General features: G+C 43.2%; 16 protein-coding genes. 2 read left to right on the top strand and 14 right to left on the bottom strand.

The genetic code is table 11. From position 1 onward, the window contains the following. Positions 1-44: 44 nt before the first annotated feature. From AC4EHK_RS08540 to AC4EHK_RS08520, 5 genes are all read right to left on the bottom strand, one after another. On the bottom strand, positions 45-998 hold the full coding sequence (locus tag AC4EHK_RS08540) for an HNH endonuclease (protein ID WP_490978372.1): 954 nt from the start codon (positions 996-998) through the stop codon (positions 45-47). A 182-nt stretch (positions 999-1,180) separates the two neighbouring features. Further along, positions 1,181-1,966 (bottom strand): cytochrome c oxidase assembly protein, encoded by a 786-nt coding sequence (locus AC4EHK_RS08535; RefSeq protein ID WP_490978371.1) that lies wholly within the window; start codon positions 1,964-1,966, stop codon positions 1,181-1,183. 162 nt (positions 1,967-2,128) lie between these two features. Then, on the bottom strand, positions 2,129-3,244 hold the full coding sequence (locus tag AC4EHK_RS08530) for a GGDEF domain-containing protein (RefSeq protein WP_490978370.1): 1,116 nt from the start codon (positions 3,242-3,244) through the stop codon (positions 2,129-2,131). A gap of 195 nt (positions 3,245-3,439) precedes the next feature. Beyond that, on the bottom strand, positions 3,440-3,928 hold the full coding sequence (locus tag AC4EHK_RS08525; RefSeq protein WP_490978369.1) for a GNAT family N-acetyltransferase: 489 nt from the start codon (positions 3,926-3,928) through the stop codon (positions 3,440-3,442). A 26-nt stretch (positions 3,929-3,954) separates the two neighbouring features. Further along, a complete protein-coding gene (locus tag AC4EHK_RS08520) occupies positions 3,955-5,205 on the bottom strand; it encodes an MDR family MFS transporter (protein WP_490978368.1) in 1,251 nt (416 codons plus the stop codon). Positions 5,206-5,302: 97 nt separating this feature from the next. Between AC4EHK_RS08520 and AC4EHK_RS08515 the strand changes: the two genes are divergently transcribed. Then, positions 5,303-6,964, top strand: a complete 1,662-nt coding sequence (locus AC4EHK_RS08515; protein WP_490978367.1) for an ABC transporter substrate-binding protein — start codon at positions 5,303-5,305, stop codon at positions 6,962-6,964. A 462-nt stretch (positions 6,965-7,426) separates the two neighbouring features. On the opposite strand, the gene AC4EHK_RS08510 is transcribed toward AC4EHK_RS08515, so the two are convergent. Then, entirely contained in the window at positions 7,427-7,837 is a 411-nt protein-coding gene (locus AC4EHK_RS08510; protein ID WP_490978366.1) for a DUF1259 domain-containing protein, read from the bottom strand. 419 nt (positions 7,838-8,256) lie between these two features. Continuing rightward, entirely contained in the window at positions 8,257-9,327 is a 1,071-nt protein-coding gene (locus AC4EHK_RS08505) for a DmpA family aminopeptidase (protein WP_490978365.1), read from the bottom strand. Between the two features lie 404 nt (positions 9,328-9,731). On the opposite strand from AC4EHK_RS08505, the gene AC4EHK_RS08500 reads away from it, so the two are divergent. Continuing rightward, complete coding sequence (locus tag AC4EHK_RS08500) at positions 9,732-10,247, top strand: TVP38/TMEM64 family protein (RefSeq protein ID WP_490978364.1); 516 nt, start codon at positions 9,732-9,734, stop codon at positions 10,245-10,247. A gap of 13 nt (positions 10,248-10,260) precedes the next feature. Here the strand turns inward: AC4EHK_RS08500 and guaC are convergent, their stop codons facing one another. The 7 genes from guaC to nikA form a co-directional block, all read right to left on the bottom strand. Further along, on the bottom strand, positions 10,261-11,244 hold the full coding sequence (guaC, locus tag AC4EHK_RS08495; RefSeq protein WP_490978363.1) for a GMP reductase: 984 nt from the start codon (positions 11,242-11,244) through the stop codon (positions 10,261-10,263). A gap of 121 nt (positions 11,245-11,365) precedes the next feature. Continuing rightward, complete coding sequence (locus AC4EHK_RS08490; protein ID WP_490978362.1) at positions 11,366-12,670, bottom strand: MATE family efflux transporter; 1,305 nt, start codon at positions 12,668-12,670, stop codon at positions 11,366-11,368. A 31-nt stretch (positions 12,671-12,701) separates the two neighbouring features. Next, on the bottom strand, positions 12,702-13,463 hold the full coding sequence (locus tag AC4EHK_RS08485) for an ABC transporter ATP-binding protein (protein ID WP_490978361.1): 762 nt from the start codon (positions 13,461-13,463) through the stop codon (positions 12,702-12,704). 18 nt (positions 13,464-13,481) lie between these two features. After that, positions 13,482-14,258, bottom strand: a complete 777-nt coding sequence (locus tag AC4EHK_RS08480) for an ABC transporter ATP-binding protein (RefSeq protein ID WP_490978360.1) — start codon at positions 14,256-14,258, stop codon at positions 13,482-13,484. Continuing rightward, a complete protein-coding gene (nikC, locus tag AC4EHK_RS08475) occupies positions 14,255-15,046 on the bottom strand; it encodes a nickel transporter permease (RefSeq protein WP_490978947.1) in 792 nt (263 codons plus the stop codon). The genes AC4EHK_RS08480 and nikC overlap by 4 nt, the downstream gene beginning before the upstream one ends. 47 nt (positions 15,047-15,093) lie before the next feature. Beyond that, positions 15,094-16,038, bottom strand: a complete 945-nt coding sequence (nikB, locus tag AC4EHK_RS08470; protein WP_490978359.1) for a nickel ABC transporter permease — start codon at positions 16,036-16,038, stop codon at positions 15,094-15,096. Beyond that, positions 16,039-17,559: a nickel ABC transporter substrate-binding protein gene (gene nikA, locus AC4EHK_RS08465; protein WP_490978358.1), complete on the bottom strand. Its 1,521-nt coding sequence runs from the start codon at positions 17,557-17,559 to the stop codon at positions 16,039-16,041. Positions 17,560-17,861: the final 302 nt, after the last annotated feature.

Raw genomic sequence — 17,861 nt, 5'->3', positions numbered from 1 at the left:
AATTAAAACTAACTCGAAAATTCTTACCTTTGAGCTTGCCTGTCTTAATCCTGATTTGTCAGCAGGTTTACTTTTCTCGGCTCTGCAAAGACAATTCGTTTGTGCCATCTCAAATATGGTGCATGCTCGGGTGATACCGGCACTTTCATATTTTTGCGCAACCTGTATATGGGGTAATCGTCTTCCGGGATTCGGCTGGAAATATGCAAACGGCCGCCTCCTGTAAACGCAATCAGTCCTGCTGAGTACAGTGCTGCGTGATTGGCACAAAGCAATACCCCATTAAAAGGATCCAGGCGTTCGGCATCTGAACTGTCTTTCCACGGCTTGGCATGGCTCGCTTTTAGTACGTCCCCAATGGCAATTCCACACAGCGGACATTCACCGTTCCACAGCGGCAGCAAGCTTTCGCGGAATTGCTCTTTGCCTCTGCGCATTTTTGTTTTGATTTCCAATTCCGCTTCCGCAATCAACCCGAGCAATGGATTGTGTTCGGTTTTTTTGATGACTTCCATTGCCAGTTCCAGCTGTTCCACTTCCACTGTGAAAATATTCAATGAGCTGATAAGTTCTAAAAACTTTATGGCCAGTTCTTCATTGCACGGATACAAATAGCCTGAATTGCCGCTGGCGTCTTCCTGGAAAGCTGCATATTTCACCGGCAGCAAAGACTGGATATCAGAAAAACGTTCTTTAACAGACAGCGGATTGTCAAGCTCCCGGTATTCCGTTTTTGCAATAAAAGCAGCTTCGGTTTCTTGGGAATGCGGATGTTCACTTTTCGGCTTTGTTCCTTTTGAGCACCCTTTTCGCACTCGGCTAATGGCTACCACATACCCTTTGACATAGTGGAAAACGATATCGCCCTTTTTCAGCTCCTGCATCCGGTTCCACGAATGCGGTACCATGCCGGATTTATCAATTTGCGGTGTCCAAAGAACCCCCGCATTGCGTTCTTCCTGATAAGTCTCTCCTTGCATAACAATAAAACTATTCATGAACTTCCTCCTAGTAATGGCAATACTCAAATTGATTCGATCCTATGTAGTCGAGCTGTTCATTCGAAATTAAACGCTTATTTTTAGTTTACCCCAAATCCAAAGCTTTTGCCGGGGAAAAGAAAAGCGGAAGCGCCCGTGTAGCTCTGCCGGGCATAAGAAATCAAAGAAAGGGAATTCCCCTATACCTTTTCCATTGTTTCTGTCTTTTTTGGTGCAGTCGCCTTGTACCAGTGATAACACAAAATCACAATGATGAGTAGCTCTATTAAATCGCCCCCGTAGTACATCAACATCCCACCAGCTTCTGCCTGTGCCTGTGGAACCCCTGCAGGTGGATGGGCATAAAGGAATTTGGCTAAAATTTTATGGGCTGCCAGCGACAAAATGAGAACGATTGAACGAAGCACGTAACCCACACGGTGAGCGGTAATGTCAACATAGATTATAGAAGCAGTAAACAGATAGCCTGCCAGAAATATATGGATATGGATGAAGGCATAGACGAACACGGACTGATGCATCCATTCGAACAGATTGGTCAAATACAATAGATAAAGTCCACCAATGTTAAGAGTAAATGCAGGAATTGGGTGGCTTAAAAATCTGGCAAGGCGGCTCCTCAACAAAAAGGACATCCTTCTAGCCAGTGGAACAGGCAGCGACCTTAACAGCAAAGTCATGGGCTTCGCAAGCAATAACAATAGCGGTGCCAGCATACCAAGCAGCAAATGCGTCCACATATGGCCCCTGAAATTATTTTGAGCAAAATCAGCAAGCGGTCCAGCAATGGATATCGCGATGGCAACAATTCCTAGGCTCCATAAGAAGATGCGGTGCAACGGCCATGGCTTATAACGCAGGCTTGTTAACGCAGCAGCCAGTGGGTACAGCAGAAACGACAGAAAAAGCAACACTATAGCCACTGCCTCTAGATTCGCCATCCCTGATTGCAACTCATGCTCCAATTGGACCTCCCCCTTCCCTGAATTTGTTTTCTTGTGACCGAAACTTTTCAGGGGTTTCTTCATTCTCTACCCGATTATGCTGCCAGCTATGTATAGTCTTTTAGTCCTCAAAAAAAGGCAGACACGTTGCTGAAAGGTGTCTGCCTTGCTGAATTTTTTTCATCAAACACTGATGGTTTCAAGCTGTCCCATACTTCCAAAAGCCGAAACTTGGTTTTTTCCATTTCTCTTGGAATGGTACAAAGCCTGATCGGCCTCTCCGATCAACTGTTCGAGTGATTTGCCTTGTGAAGCTAAACAAATTCCCATCGATACCGTCAGTTTGCCATTGGGCTGTTGTTCTTCCCCTTCAAAATGATGGTCCTCGATGCCCGTGCGCACCCTTTCAGCAATCGACAAGGCTTCATCAGCATTTGATGGATCCATGATGCAAAAAATAAATTCCTCACCGCCATAGCGTGCCAAATAGTCCTTATTGCGTGTATTGTCCCGCATCAATTGGCCAATGGATCGGAGGACGGCATCTCCTTTTTGATGTCCATGGGTATCGTTGTAAACTTTAAAGTAATCTACATCCATCATGACAATCGCCACTGGCACTTGTTGTTCAACCAAAATTTGGGCTTTGCTTCTAAAATACCGCAGATTGGGCATTTGCGTTAAATGATCTTGATTTGAGAAATATTCCAATTCTTTTCGAACTAAAATATGATAATTTTCTCCATTCGCCATCAACCCCATCGAAAGAATCGCAATTCCGGCAAAAGCAGCCATTGATAAAGTCATAAAAGGCGTAGCTGGTGTTGTACTTTCCATCCAAACCGACTTTAAGAGTTCAAAAACTACCCACCCTACCATCATTCGCTTAATATCCAATCGGGCAAAAAATTTATTGACCGTTTTTTTGTTTCGAAATAGGCTTCCCATGACAACAGGAAATAACACTGTTTGAAGAATTCCGGCCACTACAGTAGGACCGCCAAGAGAAAAGCGATAATACGTAGGGAAAATGGCAGATAAGATGCCGATGCGCCATCCCCCAACATAGGAAATAAAGTAAAGAGGAACTTCCCGTAAATCCAGTCTCATTCCTTCATAAACAAACGGATGATACATGACTGAAAAAGTTAAAAAGCTGATAAATACAATACTTAACAGCAATAACCACTTCGATTCGTTTAAATCAGGAAATAAAAATTCTTTGGCCTTTAAACCAATATACAAAAGTGAAATAATCAACGCCATATTTTCAAGAAAAGAAAAAAGCAACGAACCCATTTAACCAACTCCTATTAAAACCTTCCCTATTAGTTTACCGCTAATCCACACATAAATATATATAAAAACTACAATATTATACAAATTTACGGGAAATTAGTTAATCTCATTCCCTACTACATAACCAAAAAAAGTAAAATAAACAGTAGTATTTTTAAAAGCAATTAGGAGAAATATTCGAATGTCAAAAATTCATTACAAAATTTTCGACATGTACAATTCATTGGCATACTTTCCATTTATCACGAGTGAATTCCGCTTGATCCCTTCTACCTCGAATCCCATTTTCTCATAGAGGGCTATCGCAGCATGATTGCCTTCCAATACAGTCAATTCAATGCGGCGAGTCAACTTTTCTGTTGCCCATTGCTCCAAAGCTTGAAATAGTTGGGTTCCAATGCCTTTTCCGCGCTGTTCTTGATGTAAGCCAATGACAATATAGACCGAATGACGTTTGCGGTTGACGCCTTCATTTATTGCGAACAAGTACCCTTTTAACTCGGATTCTTCTTCGGCAAGAAGTATCGTTGATTTATCGTTCATCGCAACGAGCCTGTCCTGCAATTGCTCACCCGTGGTTTTTCGTTCTCCTGGCTCAAACAGCATATAATTGGATTCTTCTACATGTTTCATCAACTTCGCCAATTGGTGGGCATCTTTTGGAACTGCTTTTCTGATAATCATGGCCATCCCCCTACTATTCCATAATTTTAGACGAGCTCTGGTTTTTCTACTTGTTTTCCCTTGCCTTTTCTAATAAATAATCCTGTATAAACCAATAACGTTCCGATCATCAATAACACGCCCATGTAAACAGACATCATCGTGGGTAGTAGAAAAGCACCGACGATAATGGTCGAACGTGCCAGCAGATCCGCTCCGCTGAATGAAAAATTGGAAAAAGCGGAATACGAGCCTCGTTTGTCTTCAGGGATCATGTTTGCCATTTCTGCATTGCGGACCGGCGAGTAAATCAATTCACCGATTGTCCCGATAAAATTGAACAAGATTAATAAGTACCAGCTGTTCGCTGACGTAATGGTGATGTAGCCAACACTGTAGAGCAGCAGACCGGTCAGGAGAACATGCTGCTTAGAAAAACGGTCCGTGAATTTATTGACTGCGAAAGTTAAACAAACTACTAGCAACATGTTTTGAATATTAAGGAGGCTCAACATTCGAACGCCTGCCACTTCAAAATCAGCTATGGTGAATGTTTCAAAACTTTCGGCAAGCCGAACGCCAATATAGCTGTTTAGTGAAAACTCAGCTGAAAAGATGAACATCGATCCAACTACTACTTTAACAAAAGGCCGGTCTTGAAAGGCAACTTTGTAATTTTGCAGCAAATCCACGAATACATTGTGATGCTGTTTTTTCAAGCTTTGGACGTTCTCATCTCTCAGCCAAATCTGGTAGGCAATCGGCAGGCTGGCAGACGTTGCAGTCAAAACGATAAACAGTTCCATCTGGTGATTCACATACAATAAGCCTCCAAGTGCGGCACCGATCGCCATCGACAAATTGACCAGCCAGTAATCAATGGCATAAATGGCTTTTCGGTTTTCGGGAGTGGTTGAATCCATAATGATGGCATGCATGGCAGGTCTTCCAAGACTGCTGGTAATGATAAACATGACATAAGACGCTGCAAACAGGCCGATCCATTTGTCACTTGGCACTAAACTGAGCGTCATGAGCAGAAACATCATGGCACTGAGAGCAGATGTTGTCACCAATACCTTTTTACGCGGAAAACGATCGGAAATATACCCGCCAATCAAATTAACGAAAAAACTGATCAAAACCGTCATGATCAAAAAAGAACCCGCCCATACTTTGTTTATTTCCTGTGCAAAAAATAAGGCCATAAAAGGCATGACAGCTGAAGTAACAGCTCGATTAAAAAAAGAAGTAATTAAACGCACTTTAATGTTCTGTGGATAGTCTTTCCATTTCATCTTGTCAGCCCCCTTTGTCTTATGTATATTAAACTAGACTATGGTTACTAAAAATAGACATTTTTTATAATCTTGTCCACTTTTAGGAGGGAAGATGATGGAAAAGACTCTTTTAGCACTTTGGCAGGCTGTTCCATCCGGCAACATCAAACAAACTCAACTTGCTGATTTACTCGGTTTGAGCAGCAAGCAGACTGCTCGCCTGTTGCGAAAATGGGCAAGCGAAGGCTGGCTTACTTTTACACCTGGCAGCGGCAGAGGCAATGCTTCCCACATAGAGTGGCATCAAGATGTAGAAGATGCTTACGAACAGCAGCTGTCTCAATTGATTGACGAACAGGCTATCGAAGTGGCTGGAAAGTATCTTTTGTTTGATTGGTCGCCCGAAATTAAACAGCGATTGATGCATAAGTTCCGCTCGAATTTCGGCTATGTTCAAAACAGTATGAGCAGCACCGACAAGCTGATCATTCCGAGGAAGTATCCGCTGATCACGCTCCATCCACTCCTTGCAGCAGATGTCCACAGTGCCAATATGGTGGCGACAGTATACAGCCGTTTAGTGTCAGTCAATGAAAACGGCATCGTTTCTCCAGAACTGGCACATAGCTGGGATTTGACGGCCACAACGCTCAGGCTTTACATTCGAAAAGAAGTTCGTTTTCATGATGGCTCGTTTCTGACTGTGGACGATGTACTAATTTGTTTGGAACGACTGCGAAGACATGCCGCGTTCAAGGAACTGTGGAAGCCGATTACTGCCATAAAATCCATTTCTCCCTACGCACTAGAAATTTCTTTTCCCGGGGGCTGCAGTTATTGCCTGCAGATGCTGGGCATGATCAATGCCAGCATCTATAAGGAAACCGATTCCCAGCCTATTGGTTCCGGCAGTTTTTTTGTGGAAGAAAATCACGAGTTAAAAACCACATTGACGGCGTTTGGAGATTATTTTCAGGAACGTCCGTTGCTCGATACCGTACAATTTATCCAAGTGCCTGAAGACTTTGACTTTGCCTATCGGACTTCAGCAAATGATCAAACGGAAGAGACATTTCAAGTGGAAAGCGATTCGGGGTTTGGCGTCGTCATTTTGAATGCCTTTCGAGAGTCTCCTATAAAGCAAAAAGAAGTGCGCGACTATATCCATTATGCGATTGCCAAACACCGCCATAAAATCGGACTGTATCATCCAAGAGCGATGCCCAATCATCAAAGTTGCTTGATTGGACAAGATCAGACTTATTCGCTGCCCTTGTCCCAAAAACCTACTCTTGAAAAACCTTTAATTATTAAAGCCGCAAATTATACCAATGGTTCAACACGTTGGTTGAAAGACACTCTTGAAAGTGAAGGCATTCCTGTCGAAATTGAGTGGCTGTCTTTTCAGGACAAGATGCTCGACACGAAAGAAGACCAAACAGCCGACTTGTTTATCCACGGCGAGGTATTTGAAATGAATCAAAATTTTTCATTTTTTTACTTTCTGTCAAATGGCTATTCGCCACTGGCTGCCATTATGAAATCCCAGCCAATGTTCAGCAATTACATGCAGCTATATGGAGATACACCGTTTGAAGAATGGACAGCACTGAACCTAAAAATTGAGCGGCAATTAATGGAATCCTCCATCATGCTTCCTTTGTATTATGAAAAACGCCAAATTCCTTTTTCAGCAGATTTAATGAATATATCCATAAGTCATTTTGGTTATGTCAACTTTTCAAAGCTGTGGGTGCGGCCAAGTATCGTCGAATAAATTAAAAGATGAGACAGCACACAAATTTGTGTACTGTCTCATCTTTTTTATGAAATAAACTTTATAGCCTATCTAGTCCTTGGTCACACATTACCGATGCTTTCAATGTGCATAGATTTATATGGAGTGCAGATTACTGGAGAAAATTAAGTACAGGCCTAATGTCATGACATTAAACAATACAAGATTGAATTTCATGTCTCCTCTGGCACCAATCAGTGCGGTTACAATTCCCATACCACTAAGAAAACAGGGAAAATGAAGGTGAAAACTCAACAGCAGTTCAAGTGGTTTGTGGAACCAATGAATCGCAGCAAAAGTCAATGGCAGCATAGTCAAAAGCAAAATAATTGCTGAAATGCACGAGAAACATTTCTTATACATATGAACACCACCTTATACTGTTGCTATGGCGCGAGTCAGTGACAATTAAAACAGAAAGGCAGTTCAATATGTGCGAGGCTAACAATCAATTGCTTCTAGGGCTGATGCAACACGTTCGGCAAAGATTTCTGGAAATTCCTTTGATTCTAGATAGATGCAATAAACATTGGGTTCCATTACAAGACGCTGCATGTAATTGTTTGGCAGTGGATGGGCATGGCGGATTAAAGTCGATAAAAAAATGGAAAGTTCTGACGGCAACAGTAAAATTTCGGCCCTGTTAATCATAATTCCTGGCTGTTGCATTGCTTGAAATGTAATCTCACAATCCATCTTGAATGAAAATTTTGTGTCACCACTTTGGATGATTAAGCTTCGAAGCTTCTTCACTAATAAGAGATTTCCGGTTACTTCTACCTCAGCCTTTAGAGCTTTCTTTAAAAACCTGGTTGTCTCTTGAATCGGATCTGCTAGAATCATTTTCCTCATCCCTTCATAGCCTCCCATTAAACCAATGACAAAATATTACTAAAACCAATAATTCTAAATTTTACTTTAAATGATAATAAAAAGTCTTATAACCTATGTTTTTTACTTTTAAGTTGAATTAATAGAACTTACATCACACTATTAGACTACAGTGGATTATGCAAATTGTAAATAGAAAAGTATTAATATGATACTTTTTTTGCACCAATAAACAGGATGTGGATTTTTTAAACCTAAAACTTCTATCGTTATATATCTTTAGTTAAACGTTTTTATTTTATTACTACTTCTATAACAGGGAAATATGTCCATTAAATAACAAATGGTAAATATATAATTATTCACCCAAATCATTAATCACTTAAATTTATAATTTCAATTTTTTATGGTTAAATCTTTTTTTCACAAAAAAGAACCCTTTATGGGTTCGTAAGTGACACATTGAACTTTTTAAGTAAGTCTTTAAATGACGGCCGTTCATTTCCAGCACGCCCAACGACAGCTTCTGCAGTGATTAGTGAATTTAGTACCGCCTCTTCCGTCGCTTCTCCAACGGCTCGAAAAGCCTCATCCATATCCTCCTCATGAATGGTTTTAATTGTTAAACAGTGTGGCGGTTTGATATGTGGAATTTTAGTCGCCGTTGTAAAGCCTAGAATGATTTCACCGCTGCCATTAGTGATGATGGAGCCGGTTCGAGAAAGTCCTGTGATCGTTCGTTTGAGAACGCGGTTTAATTGCCGCTCTGACAAAGGCAAGTCTGTCGCCACGATAACCATAACGGATCCCTTGTCTTCTTCTTTATACGACTGCAGAATGTGTTTCTTCAATTTTTGACCTACGGGATTGCCACTGACCGTTAAATCACTGAGCATTCCAAAGTTCGATAGAACCAACACGCCGAGTGTATACGTGCCATGATTCAGCTGCATGAGGCGGGAAGCAGAACCGATTCCACCTTTCAACGAATAACACAGCATACCCGTCCCTGCACCGACGGCACCTTCCTCGAATTCCACATTGGTATGGTCCAGTGCATGCCGTACATGCTGTTCTTTAACAAATTGGCTGCGAACATCGTTGAGGAACATGTCGTTGCATTCACCGATGATTGGATTGACTGTCCCCGTCGTGCTGCCGATATCAGCATTTCTCTCCAACATGTAATCAATCACGGCATTGGCCGCCGTCCCGACATTCAAAGTGTTGGTTAGAACGATAGGTGTCTCCAGCGTGCCGAGTTCCGCAAGCTGAATGGTTCCCATTGTTTTTCCAAACCCGTTGATCACATGGCTTGAGGCAATCAGCTTATCGTGAAAAACATCTCCTTGATGCGGCAAAATGGCCGTCACACCGGTTTGCATGTCGCCGTCACTCAATGTCACATGACCTACTGTTACACCTGCTACATCTGTTATGGCGTTTAATGGTCCAGGCTTCATGCAGCCTATTTCCACGCCGTAATCTCGGATTCTTTTTTGATTGTACACGTGGCTACTCCCTCTCAACTGATAGATTTCTTCAAGGATCCATTGAAGATTTTGTCCATCACTTTTTATTTAATCATACAGCTAGCATGTCGCTCATTGGAAATTATTACTCAAATTTTACTTGCCATATTTTTGTATCGTCATGCACGTTGTTGAGTCAACTATCATGACGTCTACAATCTTCCTCGTTCGTTCCTCGGAGGAATTTATATTTTTTCAATCAAAGAGTGCATTAACCTCAACATAACGATTAGGGAATTTATCGAAAGCTATTTTACATTCATGTTAAAATAAACTTACGTAAATGAGCCATGCGTACACGTCTGTTAAACCTGTGTAAATACCATAATAAGGAGGCATAATTTATCGATTTTCTACCTGTTTGGATTGAGTTTTTAATTCTGATGATCGTAAATTTAGCAGTCGGAGCAGCGGGTTTTGTTCCGAGCTTTTTAGTGACTGCTGTTAATATCCAGTCGTTCGGCATTTATGGCGGTGGAGCTTTGACATTTGCAGGTGAAATTTTTGGCGCGTTGCTTGGATTTTATTTGTACCGCTATGGATTTTCCAAAGCCAATCCAAAATGGCTGCGACATCCATATTGGCAAAAGTTTAGGCACCAATCGGATAAACGGGTTTTTAGCTTGGTGATCCTGCTTCGGCTGCTTCCGTTTATGCCATCCGGCTTTGTTACAGTAGGGGCAGCACTTACAACAATAAGTGCCAAACTGTTTTGGTTCGCCAGTACAATTGGCAAAATCCCAGCGGTGCTATTGGAGCTTGCTGCCGTTTACGGCTTTACCCAAGTTGTCCCTACCAATGTGCAGTATATCCTGTTTGGCACCGTACTAGCTGTATCTTTAGTGCTCTGGCAACTAGAACGGCTAAAGCAGAAAAAAGCCCCTCAATCTATAGATTGAAGGGCTTTACTAGTTAATAAACTTTGTCGCCATTAAAAATGGAGTTTTTAACGATCACGTAATCCACGTTGCGGATTGCCAGTAATTTGTCTCCGCCTGCGTAAGAAATTGAAGATTGAAGATCTTGCTCCATCTCCACCAACGTGTCTTTTAAAGACCCCTTGTATTCTACAAACATCTTTTTGCCTTCAACATTTTTCTTTTCGCCTTTTTGAAATTCAGATGCCGAACCAAAGTATTCTTTCAGCAACTTGCCATCCTGGTTGATGGTTTCTCCGGGAGATTCTTCATGCCCGGCAAATAGCGAACCGATCATCACCATGGATGCGCCAAAACGAACAGATTTGGCAATGTCTCCATGGGTACGGATGCCACCGTCTGCGATGATGGGTTTGCTGGCTGCCTTGCCGCACCAGCGAAGTGCTGCCAATTGCCAGCCGCCTGTTCCAAACCCAGTTTTGATTTTGGTAATGCAAACTTTTCCTGGTCCGATACCCACTTTTGTAGCATCCGCTCCAGCGTGTTCCAGTTCGCGGACCGCTTCCGGCGTCCCAACATTACCGGCAATCAAAAAACTGTCTGGAATCAACTTTTTAATGTGCTGAATCATGTTAATTACCGCATTGGAATGGCCATGGGCTACATCAATGGTGATGTATTCCGGCGTAATCTTTTCATCAGCCAATTGTTGCACAAATTCGTATTCTTCCGGTTTCACACCGACACTAATGGAAGCATAAAGTCCGCGTTGCTGCATGTCTTTAGCAAACGCTAACCGTTTTTCAGGTTCGAAACGATGCATAATATAGAAATAATTATTTTCAGCCAAGAATTTGGCAATTTTTTCATCTACAATGGTTTGCATATTGGCTGGTACAACTGGCAATTTGAAAGTGCGGCCACCAAACTCAATCGATGTGTCACATTCTGAACGGCTGTCTACTACAGCTTTTGCAGGAACCAATTGAATATCTTCGTAATCAAATACATTTTCCATTAATTACACCCCTATACACGAATGATATATCTATATACCATAATAATTGTTCGTCCATATGATAATGTACTTTATTTCAGAAGAGATGTCAAAGAGGAAATAATTAAGCAGATTCTAATTTCTAAGGAGTGTCCATCAACTTTAATAGTTTAGGCACATACAACAATAAAAAAACAGATCGACCCAAACTAAATAAGATAAATGCCAACCATACCCCATGGTTTTGCAGGAGCGGTACAGCAGTCCATAACACCACCAAAAAGATGCCCAATGACAAGAGCATAGAGTTTCGAATTGGTGCAGTCTCGGTGGCACCGGTAAACACGCCATACAACACGATTCCAAAGCTCGAAACCAGCGGAAACAGCAGCAGCCAATCGCCATATATTCCGCCGAGTTCTATAACTTCAGGTATGGCGGTAAAAAAAGCAAAAACTTTAGAGCCAAACAGCCAGTATAGGCCGGTCAGCGCAATCGATGAATACAGTGCCCATTCGAAAGATAGCTTCAGATTCTTTTTGAAGAGAACTGGATTGTTAGAACCGATTGCTTTTCCCGAAAGAATGCTGGAAGCGTTGGACAGGCCGTCATAAAAATAGGCCATTATGTAGTGAATTTGCAGCAAAATTGCATTGGCTGCCAAGGTTTCTGTACCAAATCCTGCACTTTTATACGTAAATAAATTAAAGACGGCAAGCAGGCACAGCGTCCGGACAAACAAATCCTGATTCACCGCCATCATCTTTCGAATAGCTGAGCCATTTGTTACCAGCTTGAATGCAGGCAGCTGAAATTTGTAAGCCGTGCCGCGCCATACTACCAGCAAGCCGATTAGACAAGCCGATACTTCTGCAATTAAAGTTGCGGCAGCAACTCCAGAAACGCCCCACCCGAATCCAAAGACAAAAAGCAGATCCAATCCGATATTCAAGAGATTCATAAACACTTGAATCAACACTGAAATTTTGATGCGGGACATGCCGATCAACCAGCCCATGATGACATAGTTGACCAATGTAAAAGGCACCCCCCATATCCGGATGCCAAAGTAATCGGATGCCAGCGCAGCAACGTCTTCGGCAGGCTGAAGCAAATTTAATGCCGCGTATTCAATCGGCTTTTGCAGCAAGAAAAAAACAAGTCCCACGATCAGTGCGATGACCATCGGCCGAATGAGAGCCAGCGTTCCTGACAGTTGATCATTTGCTCCGTGCGCTTGTGCAGCAAAACCAGAAGTCCCAATACGCAAAAATCCGAAGAGCCAGTAAAGTGTATTGAAGATGACCGAACCGATGGCAACGGCGCCAATATAAGCAGGATTTGGCAATTGTCCCACAACCGCTGTATCAACTGCTCCCAATAAAGGCGTAGTGATCGTTGAAATGGTCAGTGGAATTGCTAAAGCCAGGTATGTACGATGATTCATTAGAAGCTCCTAACCTTTCAACATCATTTTTTCAAAACATGGACAGCAGCTCTTTTGTATAGGGATGGCGATCGTGCGAAAAAATTTCCGCATTGCCAAATCCATCCACCATGTGTCCATCTTTCATAACCAACAGATTTTGGCTAAGTGAGGCAACGGCTGCTAAATCATGCGATATGAACACATAAGAAAGCGAAAATTGCCGGCGAAGGTCATCCAGTAATTTCAGCAAGGAAGCCTGCGACAACACATCAAGGCTGGATGTAGGTTCATCCAGTATTACTATAGCCGGTTCAATGCTAATGGCTCGGCTGATCGTCACGCGCTGCTGCTGTCCTCCGCTCAATTCGTGCGGGTAACGTTCAGCCAGATTGCTTGGAAGTTCAACAGCCTCCAATAACTGGCTGATGTAATGTTCTCTGCTTGTGTAACTGAAATGCTGCAGCTTTTTTTGGCTGCCAAATTGCAAATAAGGATCCATCAGCGAATCTTTGATTTTCAATTTAGGGTTTAATGAAGCTGAAGGATTTTGAAAAACAGCCTGGACCTGCCGTCTGAAAGGCTTCAGCCTTTTGCCCGTCAGCTTATGGACAGCTTCGCCATTTAATACGATTTCTCCTGAGTCGATGGATTCCAAGTGCAGCAGGCATCGTGCCAGTGTGCTTTTGCCGCAGCCGCTTTCCCCAATAATACCAAGGCATTGACCTTTCTCGAGAGAAAATGATACATCCTTGAGTACTTGAAAGCCGTTTGCATATGTTTTATTGATGTGGTTTATGGTCAACAGCTCCATTGAGCACCTCCAATACGTCTAATTTCCCTGTTTTTTAAAAACTGGAATCGCGTCAATCAATGCACGGGTGTAGGCATGTTCAGGACAAGCGAAGATTTTTGTTTGTTCTCCTTGCTCAACAATCTGCCCTTCTTTCATTACCAAAATATGATCCGCATAGTTCGCAGCATGCCGAAGATCGTGAGTAATGTATAAAATGGCACAACCTATTTCTTTCCGCAGCTTTTCCAGTAATTGCAAAATCCGATAGGAGGAAATGCTGTCTAAGGCGGTTGTTGGCTCATCCGCAATCACCAAATCAGGTTTCAGCAGCAAGGCAAGTGCAATCGCAACACGCTGCAGCTGCCCACCGCTTAACTGAAAAGGATAACGGCTCGAGAGTTCAGCGGCCAGGCCGACAGACAGGAGAGCTTGTTGTGTATTCTGTATTCGCTGGGATTTCCCTGCAGTCAGGTGGGTCCGCTGGTATTCGTCAAAATGTTTGCCAATTGTCAGAAATGGTGTAAACGAGCTTTGATAATCCTGGAAAACATAAGAAATTGCTTTGCCTCGTACCTTTCTCATTTCCTTTGATGTCAGTTCCATTAAGTTGGCGCCATTAAATCGGATCATTCCCGTTGCAGAGAGATTTGGCTTCAATAATCCGCCGATGGCCGAAGCGGTCACGCTTTTCCCGCTCCCGCTTTGCCCAACTACCGCCAGCCAATCTCCTCGTTGAATTTCAAATGAAATCTCTTTGACAATCTGCCGGGTGTCCACTCCGACGCTTAGTTCGTCGACTTCCAATAAACTCATGACTGCACTTCCTTTTTCACATCAAACTTGTCCCGTAAATAATCACCCAATACATTGGAAATAAGAACCACTGTAACGATTGCCAGCCCTGGAGTAATCATCAGTGATGGCATCGATTGAAAATAAGGGCGTGCATCATTCAGCATGGCACCCCATTCTGGAGCCGGGGGTTGTGCGCCAAGGCCGATATAAGACAACGAAGAAATCAGCAAAATGATTTTCCCAAGATCCAGGCTGCCCAGCACCAACACATGGCCAATGATGTGAGGAAACAGATGCTTCCGAATAATTTGTCCGTCTCCCAAACCGTTGACTTTAGCCATGGCGATGTATTCTTTTTGGCGCTCACTGACCACCGTACTTCTGACGAGCCGGGCATAATTGACCCATTTCACAAAAATAATGGCCAACAGCAGGTTTTCAATTCCCGGTCCCAGCAGGCCGCTCAAGACAATCGCTACAATGGTATCCGGAAATGCCAAAAACGTATCGGCAACGCGCATCAAGAGCCGATCCAGCCAGCCGCCTTTATAGCCGGCGATCAATCCAATTGGCAACCCGATAGCGACTGCCGCTAACAGTGCTATAAAAGAATAGCCAACTGTCAATTGGGCTCCCAGCACTATTCGCGTTAACACATCGCGCCCCAGATGATCTGTACCAAATGGATGCTCCAGGCTCATAGGCATCAGCTGGGCAGTCAAATCGACTGCGTCTGCATCATGCTTCAGGTACAAGAACGTGTAAGCCCCAAGCAACGCAATTAAACTTAGTAGCAAAACGAGCATTCCCGCTTTCCAATTCCATTTGTGCAGATTTGTTGTTAAAACAGTCATCAGCTCGCTTTCCTTTCCGTTAATCTGATTTCGGGGTTCAAGTACCGGTATGAAATATCTACCAGGCTGTTCACAATAAAAACGATAACCGCCATGATAAACAGATAAGCTTGGATAACGGGATAATCCCGTGCCCGGATTGCCTCTACTACCATTTTGCCTATTCCCGGATAAGCAAAAATCACCTCAATCACCACAACACCGCCAATCAAACTGCCAAGACTGACGCCAAAAACAGTAATGACCGGTGGCAGCGCTGCCCGCAATGCGTGATAGAAAAAGATGCGGATTTCTGAAATCCCTCTTGAACGGGCAGCTTTAATATAGTCATGACTGAGCGCATCGATCAAACTGGAACGCAGCAAACGGACATAAACACTGGTGATGGCAAGCCCCAATGTAGTGGATGGCAAAACCATTGAGCCAAAACTGTCTCGGCCCATCGTCGGCAGCAAGTCCAGCCGCACGGCAAACAAGTCAATTAACAACAATCCCAACCAAAAGCTTGGAACCGCTGCACCAAGCAAGGAAAACCAGCGGCTAAGCTGATCAATCCAGCTGCCTCGGTATAGCGCAGCAAGCGATCCGAGCGGCAAAGCAATTAACAGCATAACGAGCAGCGCTCCTGCAGCCAATTCCAAGGTAGCCGGAAGTCCGCTGAGAAGCATCTGTAATACAGGTTGATTGGTCAAATAAGAATTGCCAAAATCCAATTTTATAAAATCCATAAACCATTCTCCATACTGTACGAGCAAAGGTTCATTAAATCCCATATCTTCCCGGAGTTGTTCGACTTGGGCCGCAGTGACCGATACATCATCAACACGGAGGATGGACAGCACCGGATCTCCCGGTGCCAGCCGTGCAAACATAAAACTAACAAACGTCACCAGCAGCAGAAATACAGCCACTTCAGTAAATCTTTTCAGTAAAATCCGGACCATTTACTTCACATCCAAGGTGTTGGTCAACATGTAGTACTCGCTGCGGGTAGTGACCCAGTTTTCTACTTTATCGGCATTGTAGGCAACCAATGTATTGGGATGAAGAATAAATGAATTGTATACTTGCTCATCGACGTAAAGCGCAATCTCTTCTGCAATCACGGAGCGTTCGCCCTCGCCTACAGTTACATTCAATTTGTCGATTAGCGCTGTCAGTACATCGTCATTAGCACCACTGAAATTTAATGCACCTTGCGGATGGTACGTGGCATTTAAATAATAACCTGCATCACCGCGTGGTGCAGTCAAATTGCTGTAAGTGGTCAAGTCCCAATCTCGGTTTGCTGCCATGTATTCTTCTGGTACTTCGATTTGTTGAATGTCTACTGCAATTCCCAACTCTTTAGCATCCGATTGAAATACTTGGGCCATCAGCGGCAAATCTGCACGCGCGCTATAAGTTAATAGCGTAAGCTCTAACGGCTCTCCGTCTTTTTGCATCACACCGTCCTGCTCTGCATATCCTGCTTTGGTTAAATGTGCTTTAGCTTCTTCCAACCCGATTTTTTTGTCAGGATAGTCCGGTGCAAAAGTAAAGGTTGATGGAAACGGACCCGTCGCTACTTCTGCATGGCCTTGCAAAATGGTTTCCGTGATGGCCTTGCGATCGATTAACACGTCTATCGCTTTGCGGACATTGATGTCTTTCATGGATTCCCGTTCAAGGTTCATTGTCATTTGGTGTACCCGGAAAGTTGAAGTAGACTCTACTTTTACTCCTTCAACTGCTTCCAATTTTTCCAAACCTTGAACTTCTGGGCGAAATACAATATCAACATCTCCTGATTCCAATGCCAATGACCGAGCGTTGGCATCTTCATTAAACGAAAACCGTGCTGCTTCCAACTTGGCAGCCCCGTTCCAGTATTCATCAAAACGAACCAAATCAACTGCTGTGCCTGGTGTAAATGAGGAAACAGCAAATGGTCCTGTCCCAATCGGCTTGTTGATAAAGTCCGGTTCCGTCACATCGATAATGGATGTATTCGGGTGAACCAGCTCAGACGGAAACTCTGGAAATGGCATAGTCGTTCGGATCGTCAGCTGCTGGCCATCCGCTTTGATCGATTCGATCCGAAGCGCATTGCTGATGGCAATATTGTCTGCCATGGCACGCTCCAGCGAAGCTTTTACAGCTGCCGCATCCATTGGGGCACCATTTTGAAACAACACATCGTCTCTCAGCCGAATCGTCCATTCTTGGCCATCTTCACTGTCCCAGCTTTCTGCAAGCCACGGCTCGAGCGTCAATGTCTCGTCATTTAAATGCACCAAGGTTTCCGTTATCCCTGCACGCAACGGCACATAGCTGCTGTCTACGTTCGGATCGAGCGATCTTGTGGCAAAATTGAACAACAAGTTCAATTCTTTGCGATCTTCTTCTGGGATAGCTGCATCTGATGTACAAGCGCTTAAAATAAATGCCAATGCCAAAAGCAATAGTATAAATGCGTTCTTCATTAATAAACACTCCTCTTTTATAAAATGTAATTATTACGATTTATTTACCAAAAAAATAATTCTCTCTTTCCTCCTGTCCTGCCACTGGAGAAAAAAGAGAGCTTTTCTTGATTCTTTCTTTAAAACTATGTATTTTACAAATCGTAACTATTACGTTTTAAATCATATCCTTTTGGATTAACAAATGCAATCTCTTTTTTTAAAAAGTTTTTTATCTTTTCCAAGCTATATAAGTTGAACTACTAAATCTTTCATTGTCGATATTCCGCAAAACAGCTGCGCTTTCCGCGGTCGCGCGTTCA

The organism is Planococcus sp. TJ-307 (assembly GCF_058268435.1).
Note: the sequence above shows the minus strand (reverse complement) of the source record. Positions and strands in the feature narration are given on the sequence as shown.

Coding starts and splice junctions, on each gene's coding strand:
- AC4EHK_RS08480 (WP_490978360.1), bottom strand. CDS start 14,258: ATGAGTTTATTGGAAGTCGACGAACTAAGCGTCGGAGTGGACACCCGG.
- AC4EHK_RS08520 (WP_490978368.1), bottom strand. CDS start 5,205: ATGAAATGGAAAGACTATCCACAGAACATTAAAGTGCGTTTAATTACT.
- AC4EHK_RS08530 (WP_490978370.1), bottom strand. CDS start 3,244: ATGGGTTCGTTGCTTTTTTCTTTTCTTGAAAATATGGCGTTGATTATT.
- nikC (WP_490978947.1), bottom strand. CDS start 15,046: ATGCTCGTTTTGCTACTAAGTTTAATTGCGTTGCTTGGGGCTTACACG.
- AC4EHK_RS08485 (WP_490978361.1), bottom strand. CDS start 13,463: ATGGAGCTGTTGACCATAAACCACATCAATAAAACATATGCAAACGGC.
- AC4EHK_RS08510 (WP_490978366.1), bottom strand. CDS start 7,837: ATGAGGAAAATGATTCTAGCAGATCCGATTCAAGAGACAACCAGGTTT.
- AC4EHK_RS08500 (WP_490978364.1), top strand. CDS start 9,732: ATGATCGTAAATTTAGCAGTCGGAGCAGCGGGTTTTGTTCCGAGCTTT.
- nikA (WP_490978358.1), bottom strand. CDS start 17,559: ATGAAGAACGCATTTATACTATTGCTTTTGGCATTGGCATTTATTTTA.
- guaC (WP_490978363.1), bottom strand. CDS start 11,244: ATGGAAAATGTATTTGATTACGAAGATATTCAATTGGTTCCTGCAAAA.
- nikB (WP_490978359.1), bottom strand. CDS start 16,038: ATGGTCCGGATTTTACTGAAAAGATTTACTGAAGTGGCTGTATTTCTG.
- AC4EHK_RS08490 (WP_490978362.1), bottom strand. CDS start 12,670: ATGAATCATCGTACATACCTGGCTTTAGCAATTCCACTGACCATTTCA.
- AC4EHK_RS08515 (WP_490978367.1), top strand. CDS start 5,303: ATGGAAAAGACTCTTTTAGCACTTTGGCAGGCTGTTCCATCCGGCAAC.
- AC4EHK_RS08525 (WP_490978369.1), bottom strand. CDS start 3,928: ATGATTATCAGAAAAGCAGTTCCAAAAGATGCCCACCAATTGGCGAAG.
- AC4EHK_RS08540 (WP_490978372.1), bottom strand. CDS start 998: ATGAATAGTTTTATTGTTATGCAAGGAGAGACTTATCAGGAAGAACGC.